The sequence below is a fragment of the Xanthobacter luteus genome, assembly GCF_040049235.1.
GTDB lineage: Bacteria > Pseudomonadota > Alphaproteobacteria > Rhizobiales > Xanthobacteraceae > Xanthobacter.
Map to the genome: position 1 here is coordinate 378,776 of NZ_JBDZDO010000003.1, position 14,504 is coordinate 393,279.

13 protein-coding genes are annotated in these 14,504 nt (G+C 71.2%); 5 read left to right on the forward strand and 8 right to left on the reverse strand.

Going from position 1 to position 14,504, the window contains the following annotated elements:
- Positions 1-2 precede the first annotated feature (2 nt).
- From ligD to ABLE88_RS12860, 6 genes are all read right to left on the reverse strand, one after another.
- Positions 3-2,726: a DNA ligase D gene (ligD, locus tag ABLE88_RS12835; protein WP_348832076.1), complete on the reverse strand. Its 2,724-nt coding sequence runs from the start codon at positions 2,724-2,726 to the stop codon at positions 3-5.
- Between the two features lie 3 nt (positions 2,727-2,729).
- Entirely contained in the window at positions 2,730-3,629 is a 900-nt protein-coding gene (gene ku / locus ABLE88_RS12840) for a non-homologous end joining protein Ku (RefSeq protein WP_348832077.1), read from the reverse strand.
- Between the two features lie 57 nt (positions 3,630-3,686).
- A complete protein-coding gene (locus ABLE88_RS12845; protein WP_348832078.1) occupies positions 3,687-5,051 on the reverse strand; it encodes an ABC1 kinase family protein in 1,365 nt (454 codons plus the stop codon).
- Positions 5,052-5,076: 25 nt separating this feature from the next.
- A complete protein-coding gene (locus ABLE88_RS12850; RefSeq protein WP_348832079.1) occupies positions 5,077-5,574 on the reverse strand; it encodes a DUF6790 family protein in 498 nt (165 codons plus the stop codon).
- A gap of 66 nt (positions 5,575-5,640) precedes the next feature.
- Positions 5,641-6,582 (reverse strand): hypothetical protein, encoded by a 942-nt coding sequence (locus ABLE88_RS12855; protein ID WP_348832080.1) that lies wholly within the window; start codon positions 6,580-6,582, stop codon positions 5,641-5,643.
- Positions 6,583-6,692: 110 nt separating this feature from the next.
- Positions 6,693-7,319, reverse strand: coding sequence for an alpha-ketoglutarate-dependent dioxygenase AlkB family protein (locus ABLE88_RS12860; protein WP_348832081.1), 627 nt, complete (start codon positions 7,317-7,319; stop codon positions 6,693-6,695).
- A 155-nt stretch (positions 7,320-7,474) separates the two neighbouring features.
- Between ABLE88_RS12860 and ABLE88_RS12865 the strand changes: the two genes are divergently transcribed.
- Entirely contained in the window at positions 7,475-7,855 is a 381-nt protein-coding gene (locus ABLE88_RS12865; protein WP_348832082.1) for a VOC family protein, read from the forward strand.
- A 17-nt stretch (positions 7,856-7,872) separates the two neighbouring features.
- Here the strand turns inward: ABLE88_RS12865 and pncA are convergent, their stop codons facing one another.
- Entirely contained in the window at positions 7,873-8,532 is a 660-nt protein-coding gene (pncA, locus tag ABLE88_RS12870) for a bifunctional nicotinamidase/pyrazinamidase (protein ID WP_348832083.1), read from the reverse strand.
- A 64-nt stretch (positions 8,533-8,596) separates the two neighbouring features.
- On the opposite strand from pncA, the gene dnaK reads away from it, so the two are divergent.
- Both dnaK and dnaJ read left to right on the forward strand, forming a co-directional pair.
- Entirely contained in the window at positions 8,597-10,642 is a 2,046-nt protein-coding gene (gene dnaK / locus ABLE88_RS12875; protein WP_348832084.1) for a molecular chaperone DnaK, read from the forward strand.
- Between the two features lie 246 nt (positions 10,643-10,888).
- Complete coding sequence (dnaJ, locus tag ABLE88_RS12880) at positions 10,889-12,034, forward strand: molecular chaperone DnaJ (protein WP_348832085.1); 1,146 nt, start codon at positions 10,889-10,891, stop codon at positions 12,032-12,034.
- 4 nt (positions 12,035-12,038) lie between these two features.
- Here dnaJ and ABLE88_RS12885 read toward each other — a convergent pair whose 3' ends face one another.
- Positions 12,039-13,073 carry an NAD-dependent epimerase/dehydratase family protein gene (locus ABLE88_RS12885; protein ID WP_348832086.1) on the reverse strand — a complete coding sequence of 345 codons (1,035 nt, stop codon included), beginning with the start codon at positions 13,071-13,073 and terminating at the stop codon, positions 12,039-12,041.
- Between the two features lie 82 nt (positions 13,074-13,155).
- On the opposite strand from ABLE88_RS12885, the gene ABLE88_RS12890 reads away from it, so the two are divergent.
- Positions 13,156-13,779, forward strand: a complete 624-nt coding sequence (locus ABLE88_RS12890) for a TetR/AcrR family transcriptional regulator (RefSeq protein WP_348832087.1) — start codon at positions 13,156-13,158, stop codon at positions 13,777-13,779.
- Between the two features lie 59 nt (positions 13,780-13,838).
- Positions 13,839-14,456, forward strand: a complete 618-nt coding sequence (locus tag ABLE88_RS12895; protein WP_348832088.1) for a class I SAM-dependent methyltransferase — start codon at positions 13,839-13,841, stop codon at positions 14,454-14,456.
- Positions 14,457-14,504 lie beyond the last annotated feature (48 nt).

Below are 14,504 nucleotides of genomic sequence, written 5' to 3' on the forward strand. Positions count from 1 at the left end.
GCTCAGACCCCCGCGCGGCGCTTCGCGCGCGTGGCGCCGGCCGGCAGCGGCGCGGCCGCGGCGGCGAACGCCGCCCAGGGGTCGGCGGCGAGGGCGGCGAGGCGCACCGGCGTGTTGCCCACGGTGAAATAGGCCGGGCCGATCTCGGGACCGAGTTCGTCCCAGGCGAGCGGCATGGAGACCGGCGCGCCGGCGCGGGCGCGCGGCGAATAGGGCGCCACCGCGGTGGCGCCGCGCTGGTTGCGCAGATAGTCGATCAGGATGCGCCCGCGCCGCTTCGCCTTGGCGATGGTGGCGACGAAGAGGTCCGGGCTGTCGGCGGCCATGGCGTCGGCCATGGCCTTGGCGAACGCCTTGACCTCGGGCCACCGCGCCTTCGGCACCAGCGGCGCCACCACGTGGAGCCCCTTGCCGCCGGTGGTCTTCACGAACGGCACCAGGCCGGCGTCCTTGAGGCGCTGGGCGATCTCGCGGGCGGCGGCGATGGTGGTCTCCCACGGCACGCTCGCGTCGGGATCGAGATCCATGACGATGCGGTCGGGCGCCTCCCAGTCGGCCAGCGTCGAGCCCCAGGGGTGGATCTCGAGCGCCGCCGCCTGCACCAGGCCGAGCAGCCCGTCGAGGCTGTCGATGCTCACCAGCGCCGCGCCGGCCTTGTCCTTGGGGTCGTGCACCGCAACGATGTGGCGGTTCGCGCCCTGCCACAGATGCTTCTGGAAGAAGCGCTCCCCTTCGATGCCCTCGGGGCAGCGCAGCAGCGCCAGCGGCCGTCCGACCATATGGGGCGCGGCGAGCCGGAAGGCCTCGATCCAGTAATCGGCAAGACCTTCCTTGGTGATGCCCGCTTCGGGCCAATAGAGCCGGTCCGGATGGGTGAGGGGCACCGTGCGGCGCGGCGGCTTGTCGCTCTTTTGGGTCGGCATCTCGCGCACCACGTCCTTTGCGGGCTTGTCCTCGCGCAGCCCGCGGAACGAGGCGTGGCGCAGGCGGCCATCGGCGGTGAAGCCGCGGAACTCCACCTCCGCCACCTTGTCCGGCCGCACGAAGCGCGCGTGCCGCGCCGCGTCGGCCGGCAGCGGGGCGGCGAAGGGGCTCTTGGGCGTCGCCAAGGCGGAGAGGGTCTTGAACAAATCGCGGGCGACGGCGGCGGAAAAGCCGGTGCCGACCCGGCCCGCGGGCACCAGCCGGCCCTCCTCATAGACGCCGAGCACCAGCGCGCCGATGGCGTCGTCTGACACCGAGGAGGGGGTGAAGCCGGCGACGACGAATTCCTGGCAGGCCGAGCACTTGGCCTTGATCCAGTCGCGGCTGCGGCCGGAGCGGTAGCGGCCGTCCGCGCGCTTCGAGACGATCCCCTCCAGCGACAGGCGGCAGGCATGGGCGAGCACCAGCGCGCCGTCGTCGGAAAAAGGGGCGCTGAAGCGCAGCGGCGCCGGCGCGCCCGCCAGAAGCCGTTGAAGCCGCGCCTTGCGCGCCACCAGCGGCACCGCGCGCAGGTCCGCGCCGTCGAGGTGGAGGAGGTCGAAGGCGTAGAACACGAACCGGTCGGCGCGCCCTTCGGACAGATCCTGCTGGAGCGCGGAGAAGTCCGACGCGCCGGAGGCGGTCTCCACCACCACCTCGCCGTCGATCAGCGCCGCGTGCGCGGGCAGGCCGGCGAGCGCCGCCGGCAAGGCGGTGCCGAACTTGCCGGTCCAGTCGAGGCCGCCGCGGGTCAAAAGGCGCACCGTGCCATCGGCGATGCGCGCGAGGATGCGGTAGCCGTCGAACTTGATCTCGTGGACATAGCCGGCGCCCTTGGGCGCGGCGGCGGCGAGGCTCGCCAGCATGGGGGGGACGAAGTCGGGCAGCGCCGCCTTGCGTGCGCCGGGCAAATCTTGGGGATCGCCGTCGGCGGCGGGCGGCCGGGAGGCGGTGCTTTTCTTCGCGGCGGAGGACGCGCGCCGCGCCTGCGCCGCCTTCCGGGGGAGCTCCCCGCTTGTGGCCGGTGCCTTAGCCGGTGTCTTAGCCCGGGTCTTGGCCTGGGACTTTACCTCTGCCTTGGCCTGAGCCTTGTTTTTGCTCCGTCCCTGCCGCGGCGCCTCGGCCGCCTTTGCGCCGGGCAGAGGGCCGCCGGCCTGCGACGACCAGCCGGGCGCCTCGCCCGCCACCTCCTCGATGGCGCGGCCGGTCTTCACCGAGAGCGGCTGCGCCTCCACCACGGCCGCCGCCTCGCCCGGGCGGGCGGCTTCGTCGTCGCCCTTGATGAGCAGCCAGTTGACGCGCTTTTCCCGCGCGCGCGGCGCCATGCGCACGAGATGCCAGCGCCCTTGCAGCTTCTCGCCGTGAAGCGCGAATTCCAGGTGGCCCTTGGCGAGGCCCTTATGGGGATCGCCGAGCGGGCGCCAGGTGCCGCGGTCCCACACGATGACCGTGCCGCCGCCATATTCCCCCTTGGGGATGGTGCCCTCGAAGGCGCCATAGTCGAGCGGATGATCCTCCACCTCCACCGCGAGGCGCTTGTCGGCGGGATCGAGGCTCGGGCCCCGCGTCACCGCCCAGCTCTTCAGCACCCCGTCGAGTTCGAGGCGCAGATCGTAATGGAGCCGGCGTGCCGCGTGCTTCTGGATCACGAAGGCGGCGTCGTCCGCCGCCGCCTTGGCGCCCGCCTTTGCGGTGCCGCCGGCGCCGCGCGGCTCCGGCGTGCGGGAGAAGTCGCGCTTGCGGCGGTAGGGCGCGAGCGACATGGCTCAGCCCGCCTTGCGCCGGGTCTTGGCGGCCGCGCCGGCCTTTGCCGCCGATCTCGACGACGGCTTCGCCGCCTTGGCGCCCGCCTTGCCGGTGGATCGCGCGCCCTTCGCGCCGCTCCCGCCGGCGTCCGGCGCGGCGCTGCGGCGCAGCGCCTCCATGAGGTCGATCACCTTTCCGCCCGCCGCCGCGCGCGGGCGCTTCGGCGTCTTGCCCGCCTGCTTCGCCTTCACCAGCTCGGCGAGCGCGGCCTCGTAGCGGTCCTCGAAGGCGGCGGGATCGAAGCTGCCGCGCTTGGTGTCGATGATGTGCCGGGCGAGGTCGAGCATCTCGCCCTTGGCCTTGGCCTGCGGCACGCCCGAGAAGGCATCGGCGGCGGAGCGCACCTCGTAGTCGAAGTTCAGCAGCGTCGCCACCAGGCCCTCGTCCTGCGGACGCACCAGGACGGTGCGGAAGCGGCGGAACAGGACCGCATGGGCGAGCGCCGCCACCTTGGCCTTCCTGAGGCCGTCGCGCAGCGCCACGAAGGCCGCCTCCGCGCCGGCCTCGGCGGGCACCAGGTAATAAGAGCGGTCGAGATAGATCTCGTCCACCTCATCGCAGGGCAGGAAGCCGGCGATGTCCAGCGTCTTGTCGCTCTCCGGGACGGCCGCCGCCACCTGCTCGGGTTCGAGCGTCACGTAGCGGCCGTCCTCGACCTCGAAACCCTTCACCTGGTCCTCGGGCGGCACCAGCGTGCCGGTCGAGGCATCCACGAATTCGCGCCGCACCCGGTTGCCGGTCGGCCGGTTCAGGGTGTGAAAGGCGATGCGCTCGGAGGTGGACACGGCGGTGTGGAGCGCCACCGGGCAGGTCAATGCCCCGGCCTTGAGGACGCCCTTCCATTGCGCGCGCGGTGCCATCGGCTCTTCGCTCCCTTCAGGCGCGGGAAACGCCGCCCGTCCCGGTTTCGTTCCGCCTTACAAGAGCCTAGCCTGCGCCAGCGCCGCATGCTGCCGGGCGGCAACGGCGGCGGCGTCGAATTCGCCGATGGCGGCCTCGAACAGCCGGTGGAAGTTCAGTTCCGCCTTCAGGTGCAGGAACACGGCGCCGAGGCCGATGGCGGCGCGGTCCATGAACACGAACTCGCGCGGCACCGTCACCGGTCCCAGCTCCTTCAGCGCCTTGTGGACCTGGAACGCCTCGCGCCGCCCGTACTGGCCGGGGGCGACGCCGTCGGCGATGGTGCGCACCCGGTCGTCCATCAGCGGGCCATAGATGAAGCCGGCCCAGATGTTGAGGATGTCGATGACCTCCCGCTTCAGGCCCTTGAAGCCCCAGGTCTCGTAGGCGCCGACGATGCGCGCCTTATCGCCCGCCATCAGCCCGCGATAGAGCTCCACCACGCCGGCGACGAAGCGCGGCGGGAAGATGCGGACGCAGCCATAATCCAGCAGGTTGATGCCGGTCGGCGCCCCATCGGGGGCGCGGAACACGGTGTAGTTGCCGAGGTGCGGGTCGCCGTGGATCACGCCGAAGCGGCTGAACGGCATCCACCAGGCGGCGAACATGGCCTCGGCGAGGTGGTTGCGCTCGGCCAAGGGGTGGTCGACGAAGCCGAGGATCCGCTCGCCCTCGAGCCATTGGAGGGTGAGGAGCCGGCCGGTGGACAGCTCGGCGCGCACCCGCGGCACCCTGACCCGGGGCTCGTCCTGGAGCATCGCCGCGTAGAGCGCGGCGTGCTTGGCCTCGCGGCGGTAGTCGAGCTCCTCGCGCACCCGTTCGCCGATCTCCGCCGCGATCTCGCGCGTGTCGATCACCGCGCTCATGCGGCGATGGAGCGAGAACAGGAGATCGAGCTGGGCGAGGTCCGCCTCCACCGCCGCCTGCATGTCGGGATATTGGAGCTTGCAGGCCACCTCTTCGCCGTCGAGGGTGGTTGCCCGGTGCACCTGGCCGAGCGAGGCGGCGGCGGCCGGCTTGTGCTCGAAGGCGGCGAAGCGCGCCTCCCAGTCGCGGCCGAGTTCCGCCATCATGCGGCGCCTCACGAACGCCCACCCCATGGGCGGGGCGTCGGCCTGGAGCTTCTGGAGCTCGGCGGCATATTCCGGCGGCAGCAGGTCCGGCACGGTGGCCATCAGCTGCGCCACCTTCATGAGCGGCCCCTTCAGGCCCCCGAGCGCGGCGGCGAGGGCGGCGGCGTTGGCGCCGCCCTCGCCGCCGATCAGCCGGCTCGATGCCATGCGGGCGGCGACGCCGCCCATGCCGGCGCCCACGCGCGCATAGCGCAGAGCGCGGGCGGAGAAACGGTTCCTCTCCTCGTCGCGCCTCTCCCCGTCACTCATGGTGCCTCCGGGCCAATGCTCCCCATCACATGGGGTCGCGGCGGTCCGCGCGCCAGGTGAGCGCCAGCAGCACGATGAGCGCCAGCGGGGTCAGCATGTCGGTGTAGAGGATGGGCCCGGCATTGCCCGCGGCCAGGTTTGCGGTCCGCGCGATCTGCACCAGATGGCCGACCGCCGCGCCGCCGAGGAAGCCGGCGGCGACCACCGCGACGGCGGCCCGGAAGCCCCAGTTGCGAAAGAAAGCGGCGATCACGCCGGAAAGGCCGATGCCGAGATTGGCGACCCCCACCTCGAACTGGAACGGGCTCGTGGCCCAGCCGATGGCCTGCGCCGCCTGCGCCGGGAAGGCGATGTGGCCGAGCGCCGCCCACAGGCCCATGAGCCCCACCGGAAACAGGCAGATGCCCGCCACCAGCCGCTCCGCCCACAAGGACGCCGGCCGCGGCGCGGGCGCCTTGAGCGCAGTGAGCAGGGCGAACAGGAGCGCCGCGCCCCAGCTCAGGATGGGAACCCAGAAAACCATGCGCCTCTCCCGACGGACGGGGGCACGGTGCCAGAACCCGCTCGCGTGCGGAAGGCCCGGCACCCCTCAGCGCGGCTCGACACCGTCGCGGATGGCGCGCAGGCGCGGATAGAGCTCCGGGAAGCTCTCGAGCGGGGTGACGCCCACCATGCGCATGTAGCCGGAGGTGCCGAAGCGCATCCACTGCACCACCTTCACCGGAACGCCGGTGCGCACGTCCACGCCCTTCGCCATCACCTCGTAGCCCATGTGGTTGGCGAGGCGCAGCGGTTCGGCGCGCTCGACCTGGATGTCCTTCACGCCGGGCAGGCCGGCGAGCGCGCGCACCGCGAACCGCCCCCGTTCCTCCTCGCGCGGCGCGCCGCCGGAGACCGCCACCACGAAATAGGGCTGCTCGGCGCCGTCCACCACGTTCTTCGGACCGTCGGTGAGGATCACCGTGGAGCCGCCGAGCGTGCGCACCACCCGGAAGCCGGCGAGGTCGTTGAGCGTGTAAGGCAGCGCCTCCACCTGGTCGCGGGCGGAGCGGAAGGCGAGCGTCGCCAGCGCCGCGCGCACCTTGGCGTCGGGATAGGCGCCAGCCTCGCTCTCGGGCACCTGGAAGGTCACCAGAGCGGTGAGCACGTCGTTGCCCGCCAGCAGCACCCATTTGCGCAAAGTGAGCGCGCCGGCGGCCTGGGTGCCGGTGACCAGGATCGCCTTGGCGCCGGTCACTGGAAACGCCTCGCGCGCCTCAACCTTGATGCCCTTCCCGGCGAGCGCCGCATCGGTGAAGCTCGCCTCGAGCTGGGGGAAGGCCTCGGCCGGCATGTCCACCATGAGCAAGGCGGCGTTCTTGTCGCGGTCCTCGAAGCCGGAGAAGGTCCGCCCTTCGCTCATCCCTTCCGGCGGCACGAGGCCGACGATGGAGCCGCGCGGGAACGCCACTTCGGCCGCCTCGGCGACGGAGAAGGCGGCGGACAGCGCCAGGGTGGCGGACAGGAGCACGGCGGCGAGGAAAAGGCGCATCAGGCGGGCTCCGCTGGGGACCGGGTCCGGCTGCCGCCGCGGGGCGGAGCGCCGGATCGGGTTCGGGTCGTTCGGGTTTTGTGGTCCAAAGCGGGCCATAGCGTGACGAATCAAGCGGAAACCGTCACCCGGCGCAAGGTGAGGTTGATGCGCCCGCCGCCGTCGATCAGGCTGGAGGAGCCGGCGATCACCCGGTCGACGCCGTGGAAGGCGAGGCGGCTCGGCCCCCCCAGCACCAGCACGTCGCCCGAGGCGAGGCGCACCGAGCGCGTGGGATCGGCGCGCGCCGTGCCGCCGATGCGGAACACGCAGGTATCGCCCAGCGAGAGCGAAAGGACCGGCGCGGTGAGGTCGTCCTCGTCCCGGTCCTGGTGCAGACCCATGCGGGCGGCGGCGGCGTAGACATTGACGAGGCACGCCTCAGGCGGCGGCGCGCCGCCCGCATAAGCGGTCCACAAGGCGAGCAAGGCTTGCGGCATGGCCGGCCAGGGCCGGCGCGTGTCGGGGTGGAACGGCTGGTAGCGGTAGCCCGCCGCATCCGACACCCAGCCGAGCGGGCCGCAATTGGTCATGCGCACGGAGAATGGCTTGCCGGTGCGCGGCATGCGGGGGGTGAACAGCGGCGCGGCGGCGATCACGGACCGGATGGCGGCGAGGAGCGCCTCCTGCGCCGGCCGGTCCAAGGCCTCGCGGAGCCAGAGCGCGCCGGGGGCGATCTCGAGGCCTTGATGGTCCATGCGTCCTCCATCGGCCCCAAGGGGGCGCATTTGCTCCGGGCATGATAATGAGCGCCGGCGGCTTCTGTCCGGCCGCCGTCGGAGCCGGATCCGATCCGGTTCAACGCCGCTTCCGGGCGCGGGCTCCGCAATCTTCGGCATACCGGGAGAAGCCAATGGCGCCGCACGGCAAATTCTACTGGAACGAACTCCTGACCGACGACGTGGAGAAAGCCAAGGCGTTCTACGGCCGGACGCTGGGCTGGACCTTCGAACAGATGCCCATGGAGGGCGGCGGCACCTATTTCATCGCCATGCTGGGCGGGGAGGCGGTGGCCGGCATGATGGACAAGGCCGACATCGTGCCGCCGACCGTGCCGCCGCACTGGTTCTGCTACATCAACGTGGACGACCTGCCGGAACGCCTGAAGCTGCTCGAACAGGAGGGCGGGCGCATCCTGCGGTCGCCGTTCGAGGTGCCGGGCGTCGGCGCGTTCGCCATCGTCATGGACGCCACCGGCGCCCCGCTCGGCTGGATGAGCGCGGTCGAGGAGTAGCCGCGCCCGGTGCCGCCTCAGGCGAGCAGGTCGTCGAGGCGCACCATCTGCACGCCCGCCGCGGCCATGTCGGCCCGCGCCTTGGCGAGCGAGCCGGCGACGTCGATGGCGCGGCAGGCGTCCTCCACCACGAAGGTGTCGAAGCCGTGCCGCGCCGCGTCCACGGCCGACCACGACACGCAGAAGTCGGTGGCGAGCCCGGCGAGATAGACCGTGTCGATGCCCCGGTCCCTGAGATAGCCGCTGAGGCCGGTGGGGGTGGTGCGGTCCGCCTCGTAGAAGGTGGAATAGCTGTCGATGCCCTGGTGCACGCCCTTGCGGATCACGAGCTGGGCGTGGGGAATGTCCACATGGGCGGAGACGCGCGCGCCCGGCGTGCCCTGGACGCAGTGATCCGGCCACAGCACTTGGGGGCCGTAGGGCAGGGGGATGGTCTCGTAGGGCGCCCGGCCCGGATGGGTGGAGGCGAAGGAGACGTGGCCGGCCGGGTGCCAGTCCTGGGTCAGGACCACGTTGCGGAACGCGGCGGCGGCGCGGTTGGCGAGCGGCGGCACCTCGTTGCCCCCCGGCACGGCGAGCGCGCCGCCGGGCAGGAAGTCCACCTGCAGGTCCACAACCACCAGGACTGCGCGCGGGTCGGCCCCCCTGCGGTGACCCCTGGCGTGACGGGCGGTCATGGCTTTGTCCTCGCGGCAATGTGAAAAAGGCTGGAGCGGCGCAATGGACGCCTTGCGGCGCCAAATGGCCCCTCCTATATGCGGCTTCGATCGTCGTTTTCGCGACGAACCCCAATTTCGTAAAGGGGGCCGGCGGATCGCCGCGGGAGAGGCCCGTGGGAATCCCCTGCGGGCGCCGAAAGGGCCCGGCCGGTCTGCCGGCAAGGAGAAACATATGGCCAAGATCATCGGCATCGACCTCGGCACCACCAATTCCTGCGTCGCGGTGATGGAGGGGTCCACCCCGAAAGTCATCGAGAACGCCGAGGGCGCGCGCACCACGCCCTCCATCGTCGCCTTCACGGAGGACGGCGAGCGTCTCGTCGGCCAGCCCGCCAAGCGCCAGTCCGTCACCAATCCCGAGCGCACCTTCTTCGCGGTGAAGCGCCTGATCGGCCGCCGCTACGACGACCCGACCGTCGAGAAGGACAAGAAGCTCGTCCCCTACCAGATCGTGCGCGCCGACAATGGCGACGCCTGGGTCGAGGCGGACGGCAAGAAGTATTCCCCCTCCCAGATCTCCGCCTTCATCCTGCAGAAGATGAAGGAGACGGCCGAGTCGTTCCTGGGCGAGAAGGTGGAGCAGGCCGTCATCACGGTGCCGGCTTACTTCAACGACGCCCAGCGCCAGGCCACCAAGGACGCCGGCCGGATCGCCGGCCTCGACGTGCTGCGCATCATCAACGAGCCCACCGCGGCCGCGCTCGCTTACGGCCTCGACAAGAAGTCGGCCGGCACCATCGCGGTCTATGACCTCGGCGGCGGCACGTTCGACGTGTCGGTGCTGGAGATCGGCGACGGCGTGTTCGAGGTGAAGTCCACCAACGGCGACACCTTCCTCGGCGGCGAGGATTTCGACATGCGGCTCGTCAGCTACCTGGCGGACGAGTTCAAGAAGGAGCAGGGCATCGACCTGCGCAACGACAAGCTTGCTCTTCAGCGCCTCAAGGAGGCCGCCGAGAAGGCGAAGATCGAACTGTCGTCCGCGACCCAGACCGAGATCAACCTGCCCTTCATCACCGCCGACGCCACCGGCCCGAAACACCTGACCATGAAGCTCACCCGCGCCAAGTTCGAGGCGCTGGTGGACGATCTGATCCAGAAGACCGTCGAGCCCTGCCGGCTCGCGCTGAAGGATGCCGGCCTCACCGCCGGGCAGATCGACGAGGTGGTGCTGGTCGGCGGCATGACCCGCATGCCCAAGGTCCAGGAAGTGGTGAAGCAGTTCTTCGGCAAGGAGCCCCACAAGGGCGTCAACCCGGACGAGGTGGTCGCCATCGGCGCCGCCATCCAGGCGGGCGTGCTCCAGGGCGACGTGAAGGACGTGCTGCTGCTCGACGTGACCCCGCTGTCGCTCGGCATCGAGACGCTCGGCGGCGTGTTCACCCGCCTCATCGACCGCAACACCACCATCCCCACCAAGAAGAGCCAGGTGTTCTCGACGGCGGAAGATGGCCAGACCGCGGTGACGATCCGCGTGTTCCAGGGTGAGCGCGAGATGGCGGCGGACAACAAGCTGCTGGCCCAGTTCGACCTCATGGGCCTGCCGCCGGCGCCGCGCGGCGTGCCGCAGGTGGAGGTGACGTTCGACATCGACGCCAACGGCATCGTCAACGTCTCCGCCAAGGACAAGGGCACCGGCAAGGAGCAGCAGATCCGCATCCAGGCGTCGGGCGGCCTCTCCGAGGGCGACATCGACAAGATGGTGAAGGACGCCGAGGCCCACGCGGCCGAGGACAAGAAGCGCCGCGCTTTGGCGGAAGCCAAGAACCACGCGGAAGCTCTGGTCCACTCCACCGAGAAGGCGCTCGCCGAGCACGGCGAGAAGGTCGGCGCGCCGGAGAAGGCCGCCATCGAGGCGGCGCTGGCCGATCTCAAGTCGGCGCTCGCGGGCGACGACGCCGAGGCCATCGCGGCGAAGACCAACACCCTCGCCCAGGCCTCCCTCAAGCTCGGCGAGGCCATGTATGCGGCCCAGCAGAGCGGCGAGCCGGGGGCCGCGAAGCCTGCCGACGACGTGGTGGACGCCGAGTTCACCGAGGTGGACGACGACAAGAAGAAGTCGGCCTGAGCTGATGCGGTGCGCGCCGCCTTTCCCTCGCGGGGGAGGGGCGGCGCGTTTGCGGCCGTTTTGATGCGGCGGGTTCGCCGTGATTGTAGGCTCCGGCGCTGCCCAATTCACGCCGTCGCCCTCCGGCTTGACCGGAGGGCCCATGTCCAAGGTTTGCGGATGGATGCTCCGGTCAAGCCGGAGCATGACGGCGAGAGCCTGAAAGGATGGTCCCTCCAAAGGGCCGGCGGCGGGTGATGACGGACGATGTCGAAGCGCGACTATTACGAAACCCTCGGCTGTGACCGCGGCGCCGACGAGACGGTGCTGAAGGCCTCCTACCGCAAGCTCGCCATGAAGTGGCACCCCGACCGCAACCAGGGGGATGCCGAGGCCGAGATCCGCTTCAAGGAGGTCAGCGAGGCCTACGAGGTCCTCAAGGACCCGCAGAAGCGGGCCGCCTATGACCGCTTCGGCCACGCCGCGTTCGAGAACGGCGGCGGCGGGGGCGGCCCCGGCTTCGGCAACGATTTCGCCTCCACCTTCGCCGACATCTTCGACGATCTGTTCGGCGGCGGCATGGGCCGCGGACGCGCCGGCGCGGGCGGCGGCCGCGGGCGCGGCGCGGACCTGCGCTACAACATGGAGATCACGCTCGAGGAGGCGTTCGCCGGCAAGACCGCGCAGATCAAGATCCCCACCTCCGTCACCTGCGAGGCCTGCAACGGCTCGGGCGCCAAGCCCGGCACCCAGCCCAAGGCCTGCCGCACCTGCGGCGGGGCGGGCAAGATCCGCCATGCCCAGGGCTTCTTCACCCTGGAGCGCACCTGCCCCACCTGCCAGGGCCGCGGCTCGGTGATCGAGGACCCCTGCGGCGCCTGCGGCGGCGCCGGGCGCGTCACCCGCGAGCGCACGCTCTCGGTGCAGATCCCCGCCGGCGTCGAGGACGGCACGCGCATCCGCCTCGGCGGCGAGGGCGAGGCCGGCGTGCGCGGCGGGGCGGCGGGCGATCTCTACATCTTCCTGTCCATCGAGCCGCACCCCTTCTTCCAGCGCGAGGGCGCGGACCTCTATTGCCGCGTGCCCATCTCCATGGTCACCGCCGCGCTCGGCGGCCAGGTGGAGGTGCCCACCATCGACGGCGAGAAGAGCAAGGTGAAGATCCCCGAGGGCACCCAGTCGCAGAAGCGCTTCCGCCTCTCCGGCAAGGGCATGCCCATCCTGCGCACGCGCTCCTACGGCGACATGTATGTCCAGGTGGTGGTGGAGACGCCGCAGAAGCTCACCAAGCGCCAGAAGGAGCTGCTCGCCGAGTTCGAGAAGGAGAGCTCCGGCGAGACCCACCCGGAATCCGCCGGCTTCTTCTCCAAGGTGAAGGAGTTCTTCCAGGGCGCGGCCGGCGAGGGGGCGTGAGCCCTCAGGCCGCCGCCCGCCCTTGGGCGACCTGCGCCGCGGCCATGCACCGGGCGATACCCTGCGCATACGGCGTCTTCGAGATCGGGCCGACGAGCCCTTCAAGCGCCGTATCGTCGAACACCACCGGCTCGCGCATCAGATAGTGCATCTCCACCAGTTCGCGCATCACCGGATCGAACAGGCCGGCGAGGCGCAGCAGGGTCCGGCCGGCCACCATCAGCTTCGGCTTCCGTCCCGCCAATGCGAACGCCTGCCGCGCCACCTCGCGCACCGTGATGGTGCCGGCGCCGCCGAGATTGAAGGTGCGGCCGAACGCCTCGTCCCGCGCCAGGAGCGCGCGCACCACCGGCCCCACGTCCGGCACGAAGACGAATTCGTGCGGCGTGTCCACAGGACCCACCACGTTCGCCCGCCGCCCCCGCGCCGCCGCCGCGAAGATGTCGGCGAGGAAGCTGCGCTCTACGCCTGGCCCGTAGAAATCCGGCAGGCGCAGGATCGCCGCCTCCAGACCGCCGGCCGCGTGCGCCGCCATGAGCACGTCTTCCTGCTCCATGCGCATGCGGCCCTTGAAGGTGTGCGGTGCGCGCGGGTGGCGTTCGTCCACCCGCGCCGCCCGGGCCCGGCCGAAGGGATAGGCGGTGCCGATGAGCAGCAGCCGGCGCACCCCCTCCGCCTGCGCCGCCGCGATGGTGCGCCGCATGAGCTCGGGGTGCAGGTGGAAGGCGTCGTAGGGCACGCCCACCATGTAGACCAGGGTGTCGAGCCCGCGCAGGGCGGCGCGGATGGCAGCGCCGTCCTGCGGGTCCCAGCGGCGCAAGCGGGCCAGCGGCGCGGCGGCGAAGGCGGCGTTCAGCCCCGCCTCGGACCGGCCGATCACCGCGAACGGCGCTTCGGCCCCTGCGAGGGCCGCGGCGACGCTGGCGCCCACCGCCCCGGTGGCGCCCACGAGGCCGATGCGCGGCGCCGGGGCGGCTTCGGGCTCCTGCGCCGGGGCGCGCGGTGGGGTCGGCGCTTGCGGATTGGGAAAGGCGGGCATAGGACAATCCCCTGAACATCGTTCACTGAACTATGTTCATAAACTAAACATCGTTCATGTCAATCGCTCCGGAGCTTCGTCGGTGCCTGCCACCCAAAGTCCGCGCGCCCGCCGCAAGGAGGACGCGCGTGCCCGCATCCTCGCCGAAGCGCGGCGCATCGTGCTGGAGCAGGGCTTCGGCGCGCTCACCATGCGCCGCATCGCCGAGGCGGCGGGCTATTCGCCGGCGGCGCTCTATCTGCATTTCGCCAGCCGCGAGGAGATCGCCCGCGCCCTCGGCAGCGCCGGCATGCGCGCGCTGCTGGAGGCGCTGGAAGAGGCCGGCAAGGTCGCCGACCCGCTGGCGCGGCTGAAGGCGCTGGCGCTCGCTTATGCGGGCTTCGCGCGCGCCGAGCCCGATACCTACCGCCTGATCTTCATGGAGCCGGCCTTCGCCGCCGCTGCCTTGGGCGGCAAGGACGAGGCCGGGGCCGCCGCGTTCGCGCTCATTGCCGGCGTGTTCGAGGAACTCGCCGCCGCCGGCCGGCTGCGCGCGGGAGCGGAGCCTTCGGCGCTGGCGCTGACGTTCTGGATCCTGGTCCACGGCACGGTGAGCCTGAAGCTCACCTGCTCCGCCTTTCTCGCGCCGCCCGAGGAGGTCCTTTTCGCCTCGGCGCTCGACAGCTTCCTTTATGGCATGCTCAGGACCGAGCCCGGGCAAGCTTGACCCCCGGTGGTTTCCCGTCTAATCGCCTGCCATCCCCTTGGGGGCGCCGAGGTGTCTTGATGCTTCATTCACACGACCAGCGCAGGCCGAGCGGAAAGCCTCCGCACGGCAAGCCGGCGATCAAGGACGAAGTCCGCTTCCTCCAGTCGTGGTTCCAGAACCCGCTCAAGACCGGCGCAGTTTCCCCTTCCGGCCCCGCGCTCGCCAGGATGATGGCGCGCTACCTCGATCCCGCCTTCGACGGCCCGGTGATCGAGCTCGGCCCCGGCACCGGGCCGGTGACCAAGGCGTTGCTGGAGCGCGGCTTCGCCCCCGAGCGGCTCTATCTCATCGAGTACAATCCGGATTTCTGCGCCCTGCTGCGCCTGCGCTATCCCGGCGTCACGGTGATCCAGGGCGATGCCTATGCGCTCGAAAAGACGCTGGCGGGCCGGCTGCCGGGCCCGGCGGTGGGCACCATCTCCTCGCTGCCGCTCTTCACCATGCCGCAGCCCGAGCGCCATCGCATGGTGAACGAGGCCTTCGACCTCAGCCGCTCCGGCGCGCCGTTCGTCCAGTTCACCTATGCGGTGGTCTCGCCGGTGCCGCTGGTGCCGGGCAAGATCGAGGGCGAGGTCTCCCCGCGCGTGTGGCGCAATCTGCCGCCCGCCCGGGTGTGGGCCTATCACCGCCCGTGACGGCGCGCGCGGCGGCGCCTCATCCCTTCCGCAGGGCGGGGCGCAGGC